Origin of the sequence: Metabacillus herbersteinensis (assembly GCF_042433335.1) — a bacterium.
Classification (GTDB): Bacteria; Bacillota; Bacilli; order Bacillales; family Bacillaceae; genus Metabacillus; species Metabacillus herbersteinensis.
This window is the reverse complement of sequence record NZ_JBHLVO010000017.1, coordinates 74,433-95,136: the sequence shown is the minus strand read 5'-3', so window position 1 is coordinate 95,136 and position 20,704 is coordinate 74,433. Positions and strand designations below refer to the sequence as shown.

Sequence of the window (20,704 nt, the reverse complement as noted above, 5' to 3'; positions counted from 1 at the left end):
TAAGATCCCTGAAAGATGATCAGGTTGATAGGTCTGAGGTGGAAGCGTGGCGACATGTGTAGCTGACAGATACTAATCGATCGAGGACTTAACCATTTATTATTACGTTAGTCGTGTGAATTCTGTTTAACCTGTTATCTAGTTTTGAGAGAACATATTCTTTCAAATGTAACTCTTCGGAGTTACACGTATAGCTCATTGTCTGGTGATGATGGCGAAGAGGTCACACCCGTTCCCATCCCGAACACGGAAGTTAAGCTCTTCAGCGCCGATGGTAGTTGGGGGTCTCCCCCTGTGAGAGTAGGACATTGCCGGGCAAAGAGGAAAAAGAGTTAGCAGAGATGCTGGCTTTTTTTTGTGTTTAAAAACTGAAGGTTCTTGGTGTTGAATAAGAATAATTTGTAAGAATCTTAATTGATAACCATATACAACTACTATCCCCGAGGCTTGAGAGAAGCGAAAAGATCAAGGAAGCGAAGAGAAAGAAGACCGGAGTGTGCGGGTTTGGCACATGAGGATCTGAGTGAACGAGCTGACGCAGAGATTTGAAGCTTATCGCAAGCCGACATCCGAGCACGGAAGTTAAGCTCTCAGCGCCGATGGTAGTTGGGGGTCTCCCCCTGTGAGAGTAGGACATTGCCGGGCAAGATGAAAAGGAGTTAGCAGAGATGCTAGCTTTTTTTGTGTTTTAAAAAATGAAGGTTATTGGTGTTCAGCAGGTATGATCAGAAAGAACAATAATTGAAAACTATATACACCTACTAGCCCGGAGGCTTGGGAGAAGTGAGTAAAGGAACTTCTACTAAGAGCGCCACGTCCTGTGGCAACGTAGAAGTTGCACGTCCATGTGCAGGTAAGAAAGCGAAGAGAAGGAAGACACTGGAGTGTGCGGTATTGGCATGAGGATCCGAACGTGCTGACATGGATTCAAAGCTATCGCAAGCTTGGGCCCCTGTGCACAACACAACATAGGAGTCAGCAGTCCATGTACAAGTCCTGTGAGAGTAGGGTGTTGCTGAGAAATGTGAAAAGAAGTTAGCGGGTATGCTGGCGTTTTAGGCAATAGACACAGTATTTTCAAGAGCTAGAAGGTTTAGAATACGTTTTTAGAGCTGTCGAAAAAGATGCTAATTTATCGAATCGTAGATAAACTGGAAATTCCGTAGATAAAATGGCCATTTTCGAAGATAAAACAATAAAAATCTTTTTAGCCCCCTTAATCATTTGGACACGAAACTAGTAAAAAAGTAAACTATTAATAGGATCTGAATGGATAAAATGGGGGCACGACCAATGAAGAAAATTGAAGTGATTGAGGATGTCAAAAAGAAATATGTGCGTATGGCATTAGAGACTGGAAACCTCTCTTCTATTGCTCGCAAAGCCGGTATTACACGCGATACTCTAAGGAGTTGGGTAAAAGTGTATGAAGATGAAATACGAGAGGTTATGGAGCAGGATGGTACGACTACCTTATCTGAACACCCTTCCAAAGATGAACTGATGGATAAATACGAAGTAGCGATGAAGCTGCTTGGGGAGAAAGAACTCGAAGTGGCACTGTTGAAGAACCTTTTAAAAAAAGACAACCCTCGATAAGGGAGCGAATCGAACTATTAAAAGTTTGGGCAGCTGAAGGATTTCCTTTGAAGAAAATGGCGGAAATATTGGAGGTGAACCGATCGTTGTATTATTACCATCAAACCGCTGAAACAGAAGAAAATGATTCGATTAAAAGAGGTCGTCCTATGCCTGGCTACTCTGTTACTAAGCCAGGAATTCAAGTTCCTGATGAACAAATTGAGGAGTTTCTGATGGAAGCTGTAGAAGGCGAGGAAGGAATGTATGGGTATCGTAAGCTGACTAATTATCTGAGAATAGAACATCAGCTTATAATTAGTCCAAAAAAGGTCTACCGTCTTTGTGATGAGCTGAATATTCTATTACCTAAGCGAAAAACTATTTCTTTTACCTAAGAAAATTGGCTAAACAACATGTAATTACACGGCCTAATCAATTATGGCAAGTGGATATTAAAGATGGATCGATAGAAGGTAGTGGTCGCTTCTTCTTTTTGGCAAGTGCCATCGACGTATTTGATCGGTGTATCGTTGGCTACTATCGTGGTTCAACGTGTCAAGCAAAAGATATTACATCTATGCTTCTAGAGGCTCTACTTAGGCGAAATGTGCACATTCCACAGCAGGAAGATGAAACAAGCATCATTGTAAGATCCGATAACGGACCTAAGTCATGCATTTGGTAAGTTTTGTGTGCATCAAAAAATTTATCATGAACGGATTCCGCCAAAGTCTCCAAATTTAAATGCCTTTATCGAATCCTTCCACAGTATTCTTGAACGTGAATGTTATCAACAAAACAGCTTTGAATGTTTTGATGATGCCTACTATCACGTTGATAAATTTATAGACTTTTATAATAAACGGAGATATCATGGCAGCCTAGATTATCTTTCTCCTGTCCAATTCCACGAGCTATACAAGGATAAAGGCTACCCAGAAGAAATGGCAGTTAGTTTATAAGCATTCATTTCTCCCTTCTCTCCAAATAAAGAAGGGGAAAATGAAAAACTAAGAACAACAAAGGAAAAGATAGTATGTGTCTAAATTAAGGGGGCCAAGCCGGTGAAAATGCCCCTTAATGTTTAGCCATAGAAAAGTCACGATTGGGGTAACAAATTGAATATCTAAAGAGAAAAATCATCGTTCCTCTTCGAAAAGGGGGCTTTTTTTAACATAGTCTAGCTATCACCCAGAAATTGAAGAGGATGCCCAAACTTTTCACCAAGATCACCTAACAAAATCGAAGATAATGCCCAACTGTCCTCAGATCACCCAACTGTCCTCAGAACGCCCAGCTCTCACACGAAATCAATGAAATAATAAAAAAATACAAACCCTGATCTCGAGCACAATTCCCAATCGCTCAATTTCCCCGCATACAAATATCTTTTTATAAAACAATAAGAATGTACCATTGTAACGTTCGGGAAACTTTAGTAAAATATGATCTGTTTCAAAAGAGTTTTAAGGAGGAGTTTAGTTGCTTGAAAACAGCTTCATAATGGTACTAATTATTTTACTAATTAATATTGTTTATGTTTCTTTATTTACAATACGGATGATTTTAACTTTGAAGGGGCGACGTTATTCAGCTGCATTTATTAGTATATTTGAAGTTGTTATTTATGTGGTGGGTCTTGGGTTAGTTCTCGATAATTTAAATGAAATTCAAAATTTGATTGCATATGCTGTTGGTTATGGAATAGGTGTAATTGTCGGAATGAAGATTGAGGAAAAGCTTGCTCTTGGATATATTACAGTCAATGTTATTTCAACAGAGTGTGATAAGGATTTGCCTAAGCAAATAAGAGACAAAGGGTATGGTGTTACAAATTGGATGGCAAATGGCCTTGAGGGTGATCGGTTGTCCATGCAGATCTTAACTCCTAGAAAATACGAGCTTAGGCTTTATCAAGCCATAAAGGAGCTCGATCCTAAGGCATTTATTATTGCGTATGAACCTAAGACAATCCATGGTGGATTTTGGGTAAAAGCAGTTCGGAAGGGGCGTCTTAACATATGACAACTAAGCCGAAAAAGCAAAAGTTTACCGTGGAAGAAAATGAAACGATTGATGATTGTTTAAATAGAATGCAAGCACAAGGGTATATGCCTGTTCGCAGAATGGAAGAACCAATCTTTACTGAAAGACAACATGATGACCAAATTGAAGTGGTACCTTGTGGAAGAAAGATTATTTTTGAAGGGAAACTACTATAAAGGCGAACGATAGCTGCATATTAATATGTATTGTTCAGATTTTGTCATTGACAGTGACGAGGATTGACTGATAAGATGAACAAGTAAATAAAACGTTTCACCTCATATAATGTTGGGGATATGGCCCAGAAGTTTCTACCCAGTGACCGTAAATCACAGGACTATGAGGGAAAGTATACGTATCCTGACGCTGGATTACATAAATGGTACATCCATGCCCAGAATGTATTGCTTTCTCTGTATTTTTGAGAAAGTCTACATTTCTGGGCTTTTCTCATTTTATATTAACAAGAAAAGGGAGGAACAGTAATGAATCCACAAGTTGGAGTGATTATGGGAAGTACTTCAGATTGGGAAACGATGAAGCATTGCTGTGACATCTTAGATGAATTGAATGTTCCATACGAGAAAAAGGTCGTCTCTGCTCATCGCACTCCTGACCTTATGTTCCAATATGCAGAAGAAGCGCGTTCTAGAGGTTTGAAGGTCATTGTTGCAGGAGCTGGTGGTGCCGCGCATTTGCCAGGTATGGTAGCAGCTAAAACAACTCTACCTGTAATAGGAGTACCCGTTGAATCAAAAGCATTAAAAGGTTTGGACTCTCTGCTCTCCATTGTTCAAATGCCTGGAGGGGTTCCGGTTGCAACGGTTGCAATTGGAAAGGCTGGTGCAACGAATGCTGGACTGTTAGCAGCAGAAATATTGGCGACAGTGGATGAAAGTTTAGCTGATCGTCTTGAAAATAGACGTAATGAGCTCCGAGCAAAGGTTTTGGAAAGCAGTGATCAACTTGTCTAATACAATCATTTATCCAGGAGCGACGATTGGGATTATCGGTGGTGGCCAGCTAGGTCGAATGATGGCAATTGCGGCTAAAAGTATGGGATATCAAGTTGCTGTCCTAGATCCAACTAAAAACTCACCATGTGGCCAAGTATCTGATCATGAAATCACTGCCGAATACAATGATTTAGATGCAATTAAAGAATTAGCCAAAATTAGTGATGTTATCACATACGAATTTGAAAATATTGATTATCAAGCCCTTAAATGGCTTGAAAAGCACGCCTACTTGCCCCAACAGAGTTCACTGCTACTCGTCACACAGGACCGTGAAACAGAAAAACAAGCAATCCAGAATGCTGGGGGAACTGTTGCGCCTTATGCAATCGTTAAGAATGAAGAGGAATTAGTACAGGCTATTCAAAAGCTAGACTTTCCATGTGTCTTAAAAACATGTAGAGGTGGTTATGATGGTAAAGGTCAGGCTGTTCTTAAAAATGAAAGTCATCTAGTTCAGGCAAAAGAATTGCTGAAGCATGGTACTTGCATTCTTGAAAAGTGGATTTCTTTTGAAAAAGAACTTTCCGTTATCGTAACTCGAAGTGGAAATGGAGAAACTAAGACATTTCCAGTAGCAGAAAACATTCATAAAGAAAATATTCTCTATCAAACCATCATACCTGCTCGTGTCCCAGATGAAATCATCTTACAGGCAGAGCAAGAAGCGACTAAGCTTGCCAATGCCTTTGATTTGATTGGGACATTGGCCGTTGAATTATTTTTAACCAGTGATGGAGAGGTTTTCGTAAATGAATTAGCACCTAGACCACATAACTCTGGTCACTACACGCTTGATTTTTGTGAAACAGATCAATTCGAGCAACAGATTAGGGCTATATGTAATCTACCGTTAGGTCGAACGACAATGATTCAAAAGGGGATTATGGTTAACGTATTAGGGGAGAATTTAGAATTGATAAATGAGCATCTTTCCATGCTAGCTAACGCTAAGCTGTACTTGTATGGAAAAAAAGAAGCGAACCCAAAAAGAAAAATGGGGCATATTAATTTCATCGGATCAAACCACGAGGAATTGTTAGAGAAAATAAATGTTTTATGGGGTCATAATCGAACGGAGGTACCAAAATGATAGAACGTTATACGAGACCGGAAATGGGTTCAATATGGACGGAAGAAAATCGCTTTCAAGCGTGGCTTGAAGTTGAAATATTAGCATGTGAAGCATGGGCAGAGCTTGGAGCGATCCCAAAAGAAGACGTAGCACTTATTCGCGAAAAAGCATCCTTTGACGTTGCCCGTATTCAAGAAATAGAAGAAGAAACACGCCATGATGTTGTCGCATTTACACGTTCTGTTTCTGAAACACTTGGTGATGAAAGGAAATGGGTTCACTACGGACTAACTTCAACAGATGTCGTTGATACAGCACTTTCATACGTTTTGAAGCAGGCAAATGACATACTTTTAAAAGATATTGAAAATTTCATAGCTATTCTAAAAAATAAAGCTCAAGAACACAAAAATACCGTGATGATGGGCCGTACACACGGTGTCCATGCTGAACCAACTACATTTGGGTTAAAACTCGCACTTTGGTATGAAGAGATGAAACGTAACTTAGATCGTTTTAAGCATGCAGCGACAGGAGTAGAATTCGGAAAGATCTCTGGAGCAGTAGGCACATATGCAAACATCGATCCTTTTGTAGAAAAATACGTTTGCGAAAACCTAGGTTTACAAGCAGCACCAATTTCGACGCAAACACTTCAACGTGATCGACATGCAGAATACATGGGAACCTTGGCTTTAATTGCAACTTCCATTGAGAAGTTTGCGGTTGAAATCCGCGCGTTACAAAAAAGTGAAACAAGAGAAGTAGAGGAATTCTTTGCAAAAGGGCAAAAGGGTTCGTCTGCAATGCCACATAAACGTAATCCAATTGGATCCGAGAATATGACTGGTATGGCAAGGGTGATCAGAGGTTATATGATGACTGCCTATGAAAACGTGCCACTATGGCATGAACGTGATATATCTCATTCATCAGCAGAACGGATTATCCTGCCGGACGCAACAATTGCATTAAATTATATGTTAAATCGTTTTGCAAACATCGTGAAAAACTTAACGGTTTTCCCAGAAAACATGAAACGTAACATGGACAGAACACTAGGGTTAATTTACTCACAACGTGTTCTACTCGCACTAATTGACACTGGCATGACACGTGAAGAAGCATATGACTTAGTTCAACCAAAAGCAATGGAAGCTTGGGAAAAGCAAGTGGCTTTCCGACAAATAGTAGAAGCAGAATCAGCAATTACAGACCGTCTTTCAAACGAAATGATCGACGATTGTTTTGACTACAACTATCATATTAAAAATGTAGACTATATCTTTGATCGTCTAGGTTTATAAAAGTTAAGAGAGGTGAACATGAAGTTACCTCTCTTTTAATATGAAATTTTCTAAAATTCCGTTATAGGAGGACTTCCGTTCATGAACATCGAAAAACAAGGATTACTTTACGAAGGAAAAGCCAAGAGAATATATGAAACGAATCAAGAAGATCTATTGTTTGTGTCCTATAAAGATTCGGCCACTGCTTTTAATGGGGAAAAAAAGGCTGAAATCACAGGTAAAGGACGCTTGAACAATGAAATCTCTACTATTATTTTTGAGGCTCTAAAAGCAAAGGGTATTGAAAATCATTTCGTTCAAAGAGTGTCAGAAACTGAGCAAATCGTAAAAAAGGTAAATATTGTTCCGATTGAAGTGGTTGTTCGAAATGTAATCGCAGGGAGTCTTTCAAAACGACTTGGAATTGAAGAAGGCACCGCAATGAAAAAGCCGATTGTCGAGCTTTACTATAAAGATGATGAGCTTGGAGATCCGTTAATCAATGAAGATCACGTGCAATTATTAGAAATTGCAACGGCTGACCAAGTTGAAACAATGAAAGAAATGGCTCTTAAGGTCAATGAAGTTTTATTGAACCATTTTGTAGCAGCTAAAGTGAGACTAATTGATTTTAAGTTAGAATTTGGATTAACAAATGAGGGTATATTATTACTTGCTGATGAGGTATCTCCAGATACATGCCGTTTATGGGATTTAAATACAAATGAAAAATTCGATAAAGATGTATTCCGTCGTGATATAGGTAGTTTAACAGATGCGTATGAAGAGATTCTAACAAGACTAGGGGGAAATCAGTATGTATAAAGTAAAAGTATTTGTAACGTTAAGAGAAAGCGTACTAGATCCACAAGGAAGTGTAGTGAAAAATGCTCTTCATAGCATGACTTATCAAGAAGTCCAAGATGTTCGCATCGGAAAATACATGGAGCTAACGATCGAAAAAACAGCGAAAGACATAGATTCAACTGTACGTGAAATGTGTGAGAAATTACTTGCCAATACAGTCATTGAAGATTTCAGGTATGAGGTTGAGGAGGTCGTTGCACAGTGAAGTTTGCAGTGATCGTTTTTCCAGGTTCAAACTGTGATGTGGATATGTATCATGCAATAAAAGATGAGCTTGGTGAAGAAGTAGAATATGTTTGGCATGATGCAACAGATTTAAGTGATTTTGACGCCATTTTACTACCAGGTGGGTTTTCATATGGAGATTACTTGCGCACAGGAGCAATTGCTAGGTTCTCAAATGTCATGAAAGAAGTTGTGAAAGCTGCTAACCAGGGGAAGCCCGTGCTAGGTGTGTGTAACGGTTTTCAAATTCTACTAGAAGTAGGGTTACTACCAGGAGCTATGAGACGTAACGAAGAACTAAAATTCATGTGTCGTCCCCTGGAATTAAAGGTTGAAAATAATACAACCTTGTTTACGAACGCATACGAGCAAGGCGAACACCTAACAATCCCAATTGCTCACGGTGAGGGCAACTATTACTGTGATGAACAAACACTGCAAACTCTTAAAGACAATAACAGAATCGTATTCACGTATAAAGATAATCCGAATGGTAGCTTGCTTGATATCGCTGGAATTGTCAATGAAAAAGGAAACGTACTTGGCATGATGCCACATCCTGAACGTGCCGTTGATCAGCTTCTTGGCAGCGCAGATGGTCTGAAATTATTTCAATCAATCGTAAAAAGCTGGAGGGAATCTTATGTCACTACTTCTTGAACCAACTACACAACTTATTAAAGATGAAAAAGTGTATCAGCAAATGGGTGTGAGTGATTATGAGTTTACACTCATTGAAAAAATTCTCGGTCGCTTACCTAACTACACAGAGATAGGTATCTTTTCAGTTATGTGGTCAGAGCATTGTAGTTACAAAAATTCTAAACCAATTTTAAAGAAGTTTCCAGTAACAGGTGAGAAAGTGTTACAAGGTCCTGGAGAAGGTGCTGGGATTGTTGACATTGGTGACAACCAGGCCGTTGTTTTTAAAATTGAAAGCCACAATCACCCATCAGCAATTGAGCCTTACCAAGGAGCGGCAACTGGTGTAGGCGGAATTATCCGTGATGTTTTTTCAATGGGGGCACGTCCGATTGCTATCTTAAACTCATTACGATTTGGTGAATTAACCTCACCGCGTGTAAAATATCTTTTTGAAGAAGTGGTTGCTGGGATCGCTGGATATGGTAACTGCATTGGGATTCCAACAGTTGGTGGTGAAATCCAATTTGACGCTTCTTATGAAGGAAATCCGTTAGTGAATGCAATGTGTGTTGGACTGATTAACCATGAGGATATTAAAAAGGGTTTAGCTAAAGGTGTAGGCAATACAGTGATGTATGTTGGTGCCAAAACAGGTCGTGATGGAATTCACGGTGCAACGTTTGCTTCTGAGGAGTTAACAGATGCTTCCGATGAAAAGCGCCCTGCTGTACAAGTAGGCGACCCATTTATGGAAAAGCTTTTGCTTGAAGCTTGTTTAGAAGTTATTAAATCTGATGCCCTAGTAGGGATTCAAGATATGGGTGCTGCAGGTTTAACCAGTTCGGCTGCAGAAATGGCGAGTAAAGCTGGATCTGGAATAGAAATGAACTTAAACTTAGTTCCACAGCGTGAGCAAGGTATGACAGCGTATGAGATGATGCTTTCTGAATCTCAGGAGAGAATGCTACTCGTAATTGAGCGCGGGAGAGAGCAAGAAATCGTTGAGCTCTTTGAAAAATATCAGCTTGAAGCAAAAGCCGTTGGAAAGGTAACAGACGACAAAATGCTTCGTCTTTTCCACAATGGCGAGGTCGTTGCAGAATTACCAGTTGATGCGCTAGCAGAGGATGCACCTGTTTATCATAAGCCTTCGAAGGTACCGAGTTACTATCATGAGTTTCAAGCAATGGAAGTTGAACCTATTCAGGTTAGTGACTACAAGCTAACACTAGTTAACTTACTAAAACAACCAACCATTGCAAGTAAAGAGTGGGTGTATGATCAATACGATTATATGGTTCGCACCAATACAGTTGTTGCACCTGGATCTGACGCAGCCGTGGTTCGTATTCGCGGAACGAAAAAAGCTCTTGCGATGACAACTGACTGTAATTCTCGCTACATCTATTTAGATCCTGAAGTAGGTGGGAAAATTGCTGTCGCTGAAGCGGCTCGAAATATTGTCTGCTCTGGGGCCACACCGCTCGCGATTACAGATAACTTAAACTTCGGTAATCCAGAGAAACCTGAAATCTTCTGGCAAATTGAAAAATCTGCAGATGGAATCAGTGATGCGTGCAGAACTCTTGAAACACCTGTTATTGGAGGGAATGTATCACTGTATAACGAAACAAACGGTACCGCTATTTACCCAACTCCTGTAATAGGCATGGTTGGATTGATTGAAGATACAGATTATATTACAACACAATTTTTCAAAGAAGCGGGTCATATCATCTATTTAATAGGTGAATCGAAGCCGGAATTTGGTGGAAGTGAGCTTCAAAAGCTTACATTTGGAAAGATTTTTGGAAAAGCACCATCCATTGATTTAGAAGTTGAGAAGAGCACGCTTGGACAGATTTCCTCAGCAATTCGCTCTAATTTAGTAGCATCTGCACATGATGTTTCTGAAGGTGGAGTTGCTGTTGCGCTATCAGAATCTCTTTTTAACACAAATGGATTAGGTGCAAGCGTAACTCTATCAGGAGATAACACGACAGCATTATTCAGTGAATCTCAAACGAGATTTATCGTATCAGTAAGTAAAGAAAATAGCTCAAAATTCGAAGAGCTTGTGGGTACTTCTGTGAAGATTGGTGAAGTAACAGCTACAAACCAACTCATTATTCAAAATACAACTCGGGAAACACTTGTCGACGCATCGGTTAACGAACTTCAAGATGCGTGGAAAGGAGCGATTCCATGCTTACTGAAATCAAAGGATTAAACGAAGAATGTGGTGTTTTTGGAATTTGGGGACATAAAGAAGCGGCACAAATCTCGTATTACGGTTTGCACAGCCTTCAGCACCGTGGTCAAGAAGGCGCAGGAATTGTGACAACAGACGGTGAGAAGCTTACGGCTATGAAGGGCTTAGGTTTAATTAGTGAGGTCTTTGCAGGTGGGAAGTTAAATGAGATGTCAGGAAAAGCTGCAATTGGCCATGTACGCTATGCGACAGCAGGTGGAGGCGGATACGAAAATGTCCAGCCCCTCCTCTTCCGCTCTCACAGTGGCAGCTTGGCGTTAGCCCACAATGGCAATATCGTAAACGCGAATCAACTCAAGCATCAATTAGAGAATCAAGGTAGTATTTTTCAAACAACATCAGATACTGAAGTATTAGCACATCTCATCAGAAGAAGCGGCTATTCATCTATAACAGATGGGATTAAAAATGCTCTAACAATGTTAAAAGGGGCTTATGCATTTGTCATTTTGACGGAAAATGAAATGATGGTTGCACTTGATCCGAACGGCTTGCGTCCACTTTCAATTGGGTTACTAGGCGACGCATATGTGGTTGCATCTGAAACATGCGCATTTGATGTGGTTGGCGCAAAATATGAGCGAGATGTTCAACCTGGAGAACTTTTAATTATCAATGATGAAGGCATTCGATCTGAGCGTTTCTCTATGAATATCAACCGTGCGATGTGTAGCATGGAATATATCTACTTTTCTCGTCCAGATAGCAATATCGATGGAATCAATGTTCATACCGCACGTAAAAACCTTGGGAAACGACTTGCTGTCGAATCCGAAATTGATGCAGATGTCGTTACAGGAGTACCTGACTCTAGCATTTCAGCAGCAATCGGTTATGCAGAACTGACTGGAATTCCGTACGAACTTGGTTTGATTAAAAATCGATATGTGGGCCGAACATTTATTCAACCCTCACAAGAATTGCGTGAACAGGGTGTCAAAATGAAGCTTTCAGCCGTACGTGGTGTGGTAGAAGGAAAGCGCGTTGTCATGGTTGATGACTCAATCGTCCGCGGTACGACAAGCAAGCGAATCGTAACATTGCTTCGCGAAGCAGGTGCAACAGAAGTACATGTGCGTATAAGTTCACCACCGATAAAAAATCCTTGTTTTTATGGAATTGATACATCTACACATGAAGAACTTATTGCCTCATCCAATTCAGTCGAGGAAATGCGTCAAATTATTGGAGCGGATAGCTTAGCATTTTTAAGTGTGGAAGGCTTACTCGAAGGCATTGGCCGTCCGTATGAGGATGAAAAAAGAGGTCAATGCTTGGCATGCTTTACAGGTAGTTATCCAACTGAGATTTATGCAGATACTGTGCTTCCACATGAAAAGCATAATTAAAAACATTTAAAGGAATCGCGTTCTTAAGAGTCCGTAGAAAACAGGGAAACGGACTCTAAAAACCCGATAAGTTCAACTAACCAAAATGAAGAAAATCACTTCATTCAGGAAGTTTCACAATCGCGTTCTTAAGAGTCCGTAGAAACAGGGAAACGGACTCTAAAAACCCGATAAGTTCAACTAACCAAAATGAAGAAAATCACTTCATTCAGGAAGTTTCACTAAGGAGGAAATCCAACTTGTCAAATGCATACAAGCAAGCAGGAGTTGACATTGAAGCTGGTTACGAAGCGGTGTCACGCATGAAAAAACATGTCCAACAAACAATGCGCGCAGGTGTCATGGGTGGACTTGGCGGATTCGGTGGGATGTTTGACTTAACAGAGTTGAATTATAAGAAGCCAGTTCTTGTTTCAGGCACTGATGGTGTTGGAACCAAGCTTAAGCTTGCGTTTATGGCCGATCAACATGATACAGTAGGCATTGACGTTGTTGCCATGTGTGTAAATGATGTTTTAGCACAAGGTGCCGAACCGTTGTTTTTCCTGGATTATTTAGCATTAGGTAAAGCTGAACCTGAAAAAATTGAGAGCATTGTAAAGGGAGTTTCAACAGGTTGCGCGGAAGCAGGCTGTGCGCTAATTGGTGGGGAAACAGCTGAGATGCCAGGTTTATATGATGCGGATGAATATGACATTGCAGGGTTTACGGTTGGGATTGTTGAAAAAGATCAGATCATCACAGGGGAAAACATTGAAGCAGGTCATGTGCTAGTAGGTCTTACATCAAGCGGCCTGCACAGCAATGGTTTTTCACTCGTTCGAAAAATCCTTTTAGAAAAACAACAACTAGATTTAAATGAGGTATACGAACCGTTAACACAAACTCTTGGTAACGAGCTTTTAACACCAACGAGAATTTATGTAAAACCAGTCCTAAGTGTTCTTAAACAATATTCAATCGACGGCATGGCACATATTACTGGCGGTGGATTTATCGAGAACATCCCACGTATGCTACCAGACGGTCTGGGAGCTGAAATTGATTACGGATCATGGCCAATTCAACCAATCTATGATTTTCTCCAAGAAAAGGGAGAGTTAAGTAGAGAGGAAATGTTTAATATTTTCAACATGGGAATTGGATTTGTACTTGCAGTGAAACAAGAGCAGCTTCATGGTGTCATCCAGGATCTTGAGAAAAATGGAGAAAAAGCCTTCATTATTGGTCGCGTCAAAGATGGAAACGGGGTTACATTTGGTGGAGGAAGCTTGCGATGAAGAATATCGCAATATTCGCTTCTGGAAGTGGATCGAATTTCCAGGAAATCGTCAATGAAGTGAATAAGGGCGCTGTACACGCTAAAGTCGCATTATTAGTGTGTGATAAACAAAATGCGGGTGTGTTAAATAGGGCACAACAAGAAAACATTCCTGCTTACTGTTTTCAACCTAAAAACTATGAAAACAAGGAACAATTTGAGCTGGAGGTTCTCACCAAATTAAAAGAACATAATGTGGAGTTCATTGTTCTCGCAGGGTATATGCGATTAATCGGTACTACCTTGCTCCATGCTTATCCTACTAAAATCGTTAATATTCACCCTTCTCTCCTCCCAGCTTTTCCTGGAAAGCACGCGATTGAACAAGCTGTTGAAGCGGGTGTGAACCAGACAGGAGTAACAATTCATTTTGTGGATGAAGGAATGGACACAGGACCTATTATAGCCTAAGAAGCAGTAGAGATTAACAGTGAAGACAGTATTGAATCAGTAACAAAAAAGATTCAAAAAGTCGAGCATACACTTTATCCAGCTGTATTACATGAGTTGCTTTCAAACTAACAAACAGGAGTGAAACAAGTGACAGTTAAACGCGCATTAGTAAGTGTATCAAACAAAGAAAATCTTGTTCCATTTGTAAGTGAGCTTATTAAACTAGGTGTTGAGGTTATCTCCACGGGAGGAACGAAAAAACTACTCCAAGAGAGTGGATTAAATGTTATCGGAATTTCAGAGGTAACAGGATTTCCCGAGATCATGGATGGCCGTGTCAAAACACTTCATCCGAATATTCATGGTGGTTTACTCGCTGTTAGAAGTAACCCAAGTCACATGAACCAACTTCAAGAAAACAATATTGAAACAATTGATATGGTAGTTGTAAATTTATATCCATTTAAAGAGACAGTTTCAAAAGAAGATGTGCTTTTTCAAGACGCAATTGAAAACATTGATATTGGCGGTCCATCGATGCTTCGTTCAGCAGCTAAAAACCATCAAGACGTGACAGTTCTGGTTGACCCAGCTGACTATGCATCTGTTTTGAATGAGCTTAAAGAAGTAGGAGAAGTCTCTCTTCCACAGAAGCAAAAGCTAGCTGCAAAGGTTTTTCGTCACACAGCAGCCTATGATGCTTTAATTGCAGAATACCTAACAAACGTTGTAGGCGAAGAAGAACCTGAAAGTGTTACCTACACATTTGAAAAAAACAATCACTCCGCTATGGAGAAAATCCTCATCAAAGCGCAACGTTCTATCAAAATCCTTTTACACCTGTAACTTCGATTGCAGCGGCTACTCAGTTGCATGGGAAAGAATTATCTTACAATAACATTAAAGATGCAGACGCTGCGTTACAAATTGTCCGTGAATTTTCAGAGCCAGCAGCTGTGGCAGTAAAACATATGAATCCTTGTGGAGTAGGCGTTGGTTCAACAGTTGCCGAAGCTTTTACACGTGCATATGAAGCAGATTCTACATCAATTTTTGGTGGCATTGTCGCGATTAATCGTGAAGTAGACCTAGAAACAGCAGAAAAACTACATGAAATCTTTTTAGAAATAGTCATAGCACCATCGTTTAGTTCAGAAGCTTTTGAATTGCTTTCATCTAAAAAGAATATCCGGTTATTAACGGTTAATTTTGAAGGACAAGGCAAGCAAGAAAAACAATTAACATCTGTTCATGGAGGGCTTCTAGTCCAAGATGAAGATGTATTATCTTTTGATGAAAGTAACATCACAATTCCAACAAAGCGTGAACCCTCTGAACAAGAATGGAAGGATTTAAAGCTAGCTTGGAAAGTTGTCAAGCATGTGAAATCAAATGCCATTGTTTTAGCAAACGATGAAATGACAGTCGGAATTGGAGCGGGTCAAATGAACCGTGTAGGCTCAGCAAAAATTGCGATTGAACAAGCAGGAGAAAAAGCAAGCGGAAGCGCAATGGGGTCAGATGCATTTTTCCCAATGGCTGACACAGTAGAAGCAGCAGCAAAAGCAGGAGTAACCGCAATTATCCAACCAGGTGGCTCCATCCGTGACGAAGACTCAATCCGCATGGCAGATCAGTACGGAATTGCAATGGTGTTTACAGGAGTAAGACATTTTAAACATTAATTGGATCTTGATAACTCTGGATTAGATGAAAAAGTGGTTGAAGCCTGTCTTGTAATTTGTCGAAATGTGTCGAAATGTGTCGACTGGCCGGCATTTTTGATAGAAGTGGCCGATAAAGTATCGTAAGTACCTATATAGTGGAAATAAACATCTAAAAAAGCAACTAACGTGGCCTGAAAAACCAAAGTTAGCTGATACTTATGTGAAGCGAACGTTAAAAGCACATAGTCTAATCTCTAATCACCATTTCTTCACTAAATATAACCAAATATCCTTAGCGAGGTGTCAAAAATGAAGGTTCTCATAATAGGTCGAGGCGGGCGCGAACATACACTTGCTTGGAAGTCCGCACAAAGTAAGGATGTAGAAATCGTTTTTGTCGCACCTGGAAATGACGGTATGACCGATTGTGCAACAATCGTGCCGATCGATGAAAACGACATAGAGAAATTAATTCAATTTGCTCAAACAGAAAAAATTGATTTGACAATTGTAGGGCCAGAAGTTCCTTTATTAAACGGGATTGTCAATCAATTCGAGGCTGAAGGTCTTGCTATCTTTGGACCTACAAAAGAAGCGGCACTCATTGAGGGAAGCAAAAAGTTTGCAAAGGACTTGATGGTAAAATACAACATTCCGACAGCAGACTATGCTTCATTTACCTCATTAGATGAAGCAAAAAGCTATGTTGAAGAAAAAGGAGCACCAATTGTAATCAAGGCAGACGGATTAGCAGCGGGCAAGGGTGTAACAGTCGCTGAAACTGTCGAAGTTGCCATAGAAAGCTTACATGAAATGCTTCAAAACTCGAAGTTTGGAGCAGCCTCTCAGTCAGTTGTCGTCGAAGAGTTTTTAGCAGGTGAAGAGTTTTCTCTAATGGCTTTTGTTAAAGGGGAAACTGTGTATCCAATGGTGATTGCTCAAGATCACAAGCGAGCATATGATGGTGACTTAGGCCCGAATACAGGCGGAATGGGTGCGTATTCTCCAGTACCACAGATTTCCGGGCAAGTAATAGAGACAGCAGTTGAAACAATTCTAAAGCCTGTAGCTAAAGCGATGGTGGAGGAAGGGCGTTCATTTACTGGAATTTTATATGCCGGGTTGATTTTAACAAATGAGGGACCTAAAGTAATTGAGTTCAATGCGCGTTTCGGCGATCCAGAAACACAAGTCGTGGTACCACGATTGGAGTCGGATTTGATTGAAATCCTTATAGCCATTCTAAATGAAGAAAAAGTAGAACTTTCTTGGTCTGACACAGCAGTTCTAGGAGTTGTGCTAGCTGCAAAGGGCTACCCTGAGGAATACGAAAAAAATGTTCCAATCGGAATGTTTACACATGAAGAGGAAAGTGCAATTGTTTTCCACTCAGGAACGAAAAAAGATCAGAATGAGTTTGTTACGAACGGTGGCAGAGTTATTGTTGTATCCGCTTATGGAAACACAATTCAAGAAGCTCAAGAAAAAGCGTATAAAGTAGTAGAACAAGTAGCCACTCCAGCACTCTTTTATCGAAAAGATATTGGGGAAAAAGCAATTAAGTACGTCGGTTCTTGATATAAACAAATAACAAGGCAATAATACCACCAATTAAAGCGATTAAAATGAATGACATATCAGTAAGATATTCTAAAAACACATGAATCACTCCTTTTTATTGAGGGTGACATATACTATAACTGTATATGTCACCTTGTCTTAAAAAAGCTTGCTTAAGAAGGATTATACGTTTCCCCTTCAACAACCATTTCATAATCATAGTCTTCATCATCAAAATCAAGATCTGTATAGTTTTCAAACAAGAAAGTGATCGGACAAAAGCGCAAAACTCCTTCTGCCACCTTCATTGCCCCTGCAACCATAAGTAGCAACAACGATTCTCTCCAAGGCTTTTTACAATATTTCACCGTCGCCCAAGACAAAAGTGTCAACCCACACGTTATCCGAATTAACGCATTCACAATCCCGATGTTTGGTCTTACCATTATTATTTCCCCCTTTATAATAATTTGTTGTAGAAAGTTCAGAAAACAGTAACATTCTTTAATGCGTTAATAAATCCCATATGTTAACATAGTACTAAGTAAGTGAAATGGAGGGTTGCTTATGCCCGAGAAGAAGTTTTATTGGAAAAACACCCAAATAAGAGAACATATTGATGTAATTTCAAATAAATTAGCACCAACAACTCTTTTAAAAAATACGTGCTATTTAAATCCTTACCTAAGAAAATGGGTCAAGGCTCATATCTGGATCTATCTTGACCGAATCGTGTATGTTGGCGACAAACTTCCAGAGCATACTGAAAATATGGAGCTTATTGACTGTGAAGGTAAGACGGTGGTACCAGGTTATATTGAGCCACACGCACACCCATTTCAATTATATAATCCCCTGTCGCTCGCAAAGTATGTGTCTCAATATGGAACGACGACATTGATATGTGATAACCTTTTTTTGCTTTTACAATCCAGTGAAAAGAAAGCGCTTTCTTATATTTCTGACTTAAATCAATTTCCTTTCCATTTTTATTGGTGGGCTAGATATGACCTACAAACAGAAGTTCATTCAGAAGAGAAGATTTTATCACATGACAGCATGAAAAAATGGTTAGAACACGAATCTGTCCTACAAGGAGGAGAGCTAACAGGGTGGCCGAAACTTCTTGATGGCGATGATTTAATTCTTAATTGGATGCAAGAGACAAAGCGAAAAGGAAAACGAATCGAAGGTCATTTTCCTGGCGCATCTGAATCAACCCTTTTAAAGATGAAGCTATTTGGAACCGATTGTGATCATGAGTCGATGACTGGTCAAGATGTTCTGGGCCGTTTGATGCTAGGTTACACAGTTTCGCTTAGGCATTCCTCAATTAGACCAGATTTACCAAAGCTTTTACAAGAAATGCATGAACTTGGTGTAAACTCATACGACCATCTTTTTTTACAACGGACGGTTCAACTCCAACCTTTTATAAAGACGGTATGATGAACCTATGTATTGAAATTGCTTTGAAAAACGGGGTGCCAGCGATAGATGCGTACAATATGGCAACATTTAATAGCGCAAAATACTATCACCTAGACGATAAGCTAGGAGTCATTGCACCTGGAAGAATTGCGTCACTTAATATTTTAGAATCAAAAGAAAATCCTAATCCAATTTCGGTTATGGCAAAAGGAGTCTGGGTCAAAAAGGATGGAAAAGATAAACAAATCTACGATTATCCAAGTTGGAGTGATGATCACTTTGATCCATTATCACTGAATTGGGACTTATCAATTGACGATTTACAATTCTCAATGCCGCTCGGAATGAAGATGAGAAATGCAGTAATCATGGAGCCATATTCCATTACTATTGATAGTGCAGTTGATGAACTTTCAGAGAATCACGACGAAAGCTTTTTAGCACTAATAGATAAAAATGGTACTTGGCGTTTGAATACAATGATTAAGGGTTTTGCCAAGCATGTCCAAGGATTTGTAAGTTCGTATTCAACGACAGGTGACATCATTGTGATTGGAAAGAAAAAAAGCGAGATGCTTAACGCGTTTCATCGCATGAAAGAAATTGGCGGTGGAATTGTCTTAGCTGAAGAAAGGGGAATTCTCCATGAAATTCCGCTACAACTAAATGGAGGCGCTTCCATTGAGTCTCTTGAGGTCATAATGAAACAAGAGCAACAGCTAGATGCAGCATTAAGAGAAAGAGGATATCACTTTAACGATCCAATCTATTCACTGTTGTTCCTGTCTTCAACCCATTTGCCATATATAAGAATCACACCAAGAGGTATTTATGATGTGATGAATAAAATGGTACTCTTTCCGTCGATAATGCGTTAAACTATAAAAGTATGAACAAGTACGAAAAAGAGGTTGTGTGACTAAGCATGAAGATAAAGTTCATCTTTGGAATTATGACAGTGTTTCTTTATTTAAGCGCTTGCAATAACAATGAAGATAAAACTAAAACTGAGCAGCCTGTGGAAGAAGAACCAACATCTGCTGTCGTTGAAGAAGAGAAAGCAGTATATCCATTAACAGGAATAGAAGCTGAAGCTGAAATTAATCAACGTGCAGTAGCGGTTATGATTAATAATCATCCAGATGCTAGACCACAATCTGGACTTCATAAAGCTGATATCGTTTATGAAGTATTAGCGGAAGGAAACATTACAAGATTTTTAGCCATCTTTCATAGTGAGATTCCTGATATTATTGGTCCTGTTCGAAGTGCGCGAGATTACTATGTTGATTTAAGCAAAGGTTTTAATGCTTTATATATAAGTCATGGTTGGAGTCCTGATGCTCGCGAAAAGCTAGAATCGGGAGAAGTAGACTTTCTAAACGGGTTATTTTATGATGGAACACTTTTTTGGAGAGCAGATCACAGAAAGGCCCCACATAATTCGTATATCTCAGCTGAAAATATTGCAAAGGGTGCAGAAGCAGAAAACATTTCTCTAAATGAAGATGTTGAACCGTTTAAATTTTTGACAAAAGAGGAATTAGATAGTTTACAAGGTGAATCTGCAAAAAAGGTTGTTATCAAATATGACAATTCACCGACATGGCAAGCAACATATGAGTATAATCAGGAAGAACAAAATTATACAAGGTATAGTGCAAATGAACAGACCGTGGATTTAGAAAGCGAAGAACCGATTATATTGGATAATATCTTAGTTGTTGAAATGCAACATGAAGTGATTGATAATGCTGGACGCCGAGGAATAGACCTTACATCTGGTGGAAAAGCAATTTTACTACAAAAAGGGATTGCCGAAGAAGTTCATTGGGAAAATCAAGATGGACGGATCATTCCAGTAGCTAACGGAGAATCAATAGAGTTTGTACCCGGAAAATCGTGGATAAATGTTGTCCCGAACATAGAAAATGCCTATTCTGATCACTCGTAATAACTAAAGGAGA

19 protein-coding genes, 2 rRNA genes, 3 pseudogenes and 1 riboswitch are annotated in these 20,704 nt (G+C 39.6%); of the genes and pseudogenes, 22 read left to right on the top strand and 2 right to left on the bottom strand.

Annotated features, from left to right (window positions below; translation table 11 throughout):
* From ACFFIX_RS17635 to purD, 20 genes and pseudogenes are all read left to right on the top strand, one after another.
* Positions 1-96, top strand: a 23S ribosomal RNA gene (locus ACFFIX_RS17635); the annotation flags it as partial.
* A gap of 105 nt (positions 97-201) precedes the next feature.
* Positions 202-317, top strand: a 5S ribosomal RNA gene (rrf, locus tag ACFFIX_RS17630).
* 976 nt (positions 318-1,293) lie between these two features.
* Complete coding sequence (locus tag ACFFIX_RS17625) at positions 1,294-1,599, top strand: helix-turn-helix domain-containing protein (protein ID WP_378936296.1); 306 nt, start codon at positions 1,294-1,296, stop codon at positions 1,597-1,599.
* Between the two features lie 56 nt (positions 1,600-1,655).
* Positions 1,656-1,976 (top strand): helix-turn-helix domain-containing protein, encoded by a 321-nt coding sequence (locus ACFFIX_RS17620; RefSeq protein ID WP_378936294.1) that lies wholly within the window; start codon positions 1,656-1,658, stop codon positions 1,974-1,976.
* Between the two features lie 5 nt (positions 1,977-1,981).
* A complete protein-coding gene (locus ACFFIX_RS17615; RefSeq protein ID WP_378936292.1) occupies positions 1,982-2,266 on the top strand; it encodes a DDE-type integrase/transposase/recombinase in 285 nt (94 codons plus the stop codon).
* A gap of 7 nt (positions 2,267-2,273) precedes the next feature.
* Complete coding sequence (locus ACFFIX_RS17610; protein WP_378936290.1) at positions 2,274-2,543, top strand: integrase core domain-containing protein; 270 nt, start codon at positions 2,274-2,276, stop codon at positions 2,541-2,543.
* 520 nt (positions 2,544-3,063) lie between these two features.
* The gene (locus tag ACFFIX_RS17605; RefSeq protein ID WP_378936288.1) at positions 3,064-3,606 is read left to right on the top strand and encodes a DUF2179 domain-containing protein; all 543 of its coding nucleotides are present in this window, start codon (positions 3,064-3,066) and stop codon (positions 3,604-3,606) included.
* Positions 3,603-3,803: an NETI motif-containing protein gene (locus ACFFIX_RS17600; protein ID WP_378936286.1), complete on the top strand. Its 201-nt coding sequence runs from the start codon at positions 3,603-3,605 to the stop codon at positions 3,801-3,803. Before ACFFIX_RS17605 ends, ACFFIX_RS17600 begins: the two co-directional genes overlap by 4 nt.
* 82 nt (positions 3,804-3,885) lie before the next feature.
* Positions 3,886-3,987, top strand: a riboswitch (purine riboswitch).
* Between the two features lie 125 nt (positions 3,988-4,112).
* Positions 4,113-4,601, top strand: coding sequence for a 5-(carboxyamino)imidazole ribonucleotide mutase (gene purE / locus ACFFIX_RS17595; RefSeq protein ID WP_378936284.1), 489 nt, complete (start codon positions 4,113-4,115; stop codon positions 4,599-4,601).
* On the top strand, positions 4,555-5,736 hold the full coding sequence (gene purK / locus ACFFIX_RS17590; protein WP_378936282.1) for a 5-(carboxyamino)imidazole ribonucleotide synthase: 1,182 nt from the start codon (positions 4,555-4,557) through the stop codon (positions 5,734-5,736). Before purE ends, purK begins: the two co-directional genes overlap by 47 nt.
* Positions 5,733-7,025 carry an adenylosuccinate lyase gene (purB, locus tag ACFFIX_RS17585; RefSeq protein WP_378936281.1) on the top strand — a complete coding sequence of 431 codons (1,293 nt, stop codon included), beginning with the start codon at positions 5,733-5,735 and terminating at the stop codon, positions 7,023-7,025. Before purK ends, purB begins: the two co-directional genes overlap by 4 nt.
* Positions 7,026-7,112: 87 nt before the next feature.
* Positions 7,113-7,832 (top strand): phosphoribosylaminoimidazolesuccinocarboxamide synthase, encoded by a 720-nt coding sequence (gene purC, locus ACFFIX_RS17580; protein ID WP_378936310.1) that lies wholly within the window; start codon positions 7,113-7,115, stop codon positions 7,830-7,832.
* Positions 7,825-8,079 (top strand): phosphoribosylformylglycinamidine synthase subunit PurS, encoded by a 255-nt coding sequence (purS, locus tag ACFFIX_RS17575; protein WP_378936279.1) that lies wholly within the window; start codon positions 7,825-7,827, stop codon positions 8,077-8,079. Before purC ends, purS begins: the two co-directional genes overlap by 8 nt.
* Positions 8,076-8,759 (top strand): phosphoribosylformylglycinamidine synthase subunit PurQ, encoded by a 684-nt coding sequence (purQ, locus tag ACFFIX_RS17570; RefSeq protein ID WP_378936277.1) that lies wholly within the window; start codon positions 8,076-8,078, stop codon positions 8,757-8,759. The genes purS and purQ overlap by 4 nt, the downstream gene beginning before the upstream one ends.
* Positions 8,743-10,974, top strand: a complete 2,232-nt coding sequence (purL, locus tag ACFFIX_RS17565; protein ID WP_378936275.1) for a phosphoribosylformylglycinamidine synthase subunit PurL — start codon at positions 8,743-8,745, stop codon at positions 10,972-10,974. The genes purQ and purL overlap by 17 nt, the downstream gene beginning before the upstream one ends.
* Positions 10,950-12,365, top strand: a complete 1,416-nt coding sequence (gene purF / locus ACFFIX_RS17560) for an amidophosphoribosyltransferase (protein ID WP_378936273.1) — start codon at positions 10,950-10,952, stop codon at positions 12,363-12,365. Before purL ends, purF begins: the two co-directional genes overlap by 25 nt.
* A gap of 239 nt (positions 12,366-12,604) precedes the next feature.
* Positions 12,605-13,645, top strand: a complete 1,041-nt coding sequence (gene purM / locus ACFFIX_RS17555; protein WP_378936271.1) for a phosphoribosylformylglycinamidine cyclo-ligase — start codon at positions 12,605-12,607, stop codon at positions 13,643-13,645.
* Positions 13,642-14,208: pseudogene (gene purN / locus ACFFIX_RS17550) on the top strand (phosphoribosylglycinamide formyltransferase). The gene purM and the pseudogene purN overlap by 4 nt, the downstream one beginning before the upstream one ends.
* An 18-nt stretch (positions 14,209-14,226) precedes the next feature.
* Positions 14,227-15,764, top strand: a pseudogene (gene purH, locus ACFFIX_RS17545) (bifunctional phosphoribosylaminoimidazolecarboxamide formyltransferase/IMP cyclohydrolase).
* A 291-nt stretch (positions 15,765-16,055) separates the two neighbouring features.
* Positions 16,056-17,324 carry a phosphoribosylamine--glycine ligase gene (gene purD / locus ACFFIX_RS17540; RefSeq protein WP_378936269.1) on the top strand — a complete coding sequence of 423 codons (1,269 nt, stop codon included), beginning with the start codon at positions 16,056-16,058 and terminating at the stop codon, positions 17,322-17,324.
* Here the strand turns inward: purD and ACFFIX_RS17535 are convergent.
* Positions 17,305-17,382 (bottom strand): EYxxD motif small membrane protein, encoded by a 78-nt coding sequence (locus ACFFIX_RS17535; protein ID WP_378936308.1) that lies wholly within the window; start codon positions 17,380-17,382, stop codon positions 17,305-17,307. The genes purD and ACFFIX_RS17535 overlap by 20 nt on opposite strands.
* 97 nt (positions 17,383-17,479) lie before the next feature.
* Positions 17,480-17,755, bottom strand: coding sequence for a YgaP family membrane protein (locus tag ACFFIX_RS17530; RefSeq protein ID WP_378936307.1), 276 nt, complete (start codon positions 17,753-17,755; stop codon positions 17,480-17,482).
* A gap of 118 nt (positions 17,756-17,873) precedes the next feature.
* Between ACFFIX_RS17530 and ACFFIX_RS17525 the strand changes: the two are divergent.
* Both ACFFIX_RS17525 and ACFFIX_RS17520 read left to right on the top strand, forming a co-directional pair.
* Positions 17,874-19,615: pseudogene (locus ACFFIX_RS17525) on the top strand (adenine deaminase C-terminal domain-containing protein).
* A gap of 47 nt (positions 19,616-19,662) precedes the next feature.
* On the top strand, positions 19,663-20,691 hold the full coding sequence (locus tag ACFFIX_RS17520) for a DUF3048 domain-containing protein (protein ID WP_378936267.1): 1,029 nt from the start codon (positions 19,663-19,665) through the stop codon (positions 20,689-20,691).
* Positions 20,692-20,704 lie beyond the last annotated feature (13 nt).

What these genes read in the sequence shown, in the direction of transcription:
- ACFFIX_RS17625 (WP_378936296.1), top strand. Translation starts at nt 1,294, where the DNA reads ATGAAGAAAATTGAAGTGATTGAGGATGTCAAAAAGAAATATGTGCGT.
- ACFFIX_RS17620 (WP_378936294.1), top strand. Translation starts at nt 1,656, where the DNA reads ATGGCGGAAATATTGGAGGTGAACCGATCGTTGTATTATTACCATCAA.
- ACFFIX_RS17600 (WP_378936286.1), top strand. Translation starts at nt 3,603, where the DNA reads ATGACAACTAAGCCGAAAAAGCAAAAGTTTACCGTGGAAGAAAATGAA.
- purE (WP_378936284.1), top strand. Translation starts at nt 4,113, where the DNA reads ATGAATCCACAAGTTGGAGTGATTATGGGAAGTACTTCAGATTGGGAA.
- purK (WP_378936282.1), top strand. Translation starts at nt 4,555, where the DNA reads ATGAGCTCCGAGCAAAGGTTTTGGAAAGCAGTGATCAACTTGTCTAAT.
- purB (WP_378936281.1), top strand. Translation starts at nt 5,733, where the DNA reads ATGATAGAACGTTATACGAGACCGGAAATGGGTTCAATATGGACGGAA.
- purS (WP_378936279.1), top strand. Translation starts at nt 7,825, where the DNA reads ATGTATAAAGTAAAAGTATTTGTAACGTTAAGAGAAAGCGTACTAGAT.
- purL (WP_378936275.1), top strand. Translation starts at nt 8,743, where the DNA reads ATGTCACTACTTCTTGAACCAACTACACAACTTATTAAAGATGAAAAA.
- purF (WP_378936273.1), top strand. Translation starts at nt 10,950, where the DNA reads ATGCTTACTGAAATCAAAGGATTAAACGAAGAATGTGGTGTTTTTGGA.
- purD (WP_378936269.1), top strand. Translation starts at nt 16,056, where the DNA reads ATGAAGGTTCTCATAATAGGTCGAGGCGGGCGCGAACATACACTTGCT.
- ACFFIX_RS17535 (WP_378936308.1), bottom strand. Translation starts at nt 17,382, where the DNA reads ATGTCATTCATTTTAATCGCTTTAATTGGTGGTATTATTGCCTTGTTA.
- ACFFIX_RS17520 (WP_378936267.1), top strand. Translation starts at nt 19,663, where the DNA reads ATGAAGATAAAGTTCATCTTTGGAATTATGACAGTGTTTCTTTATTTA.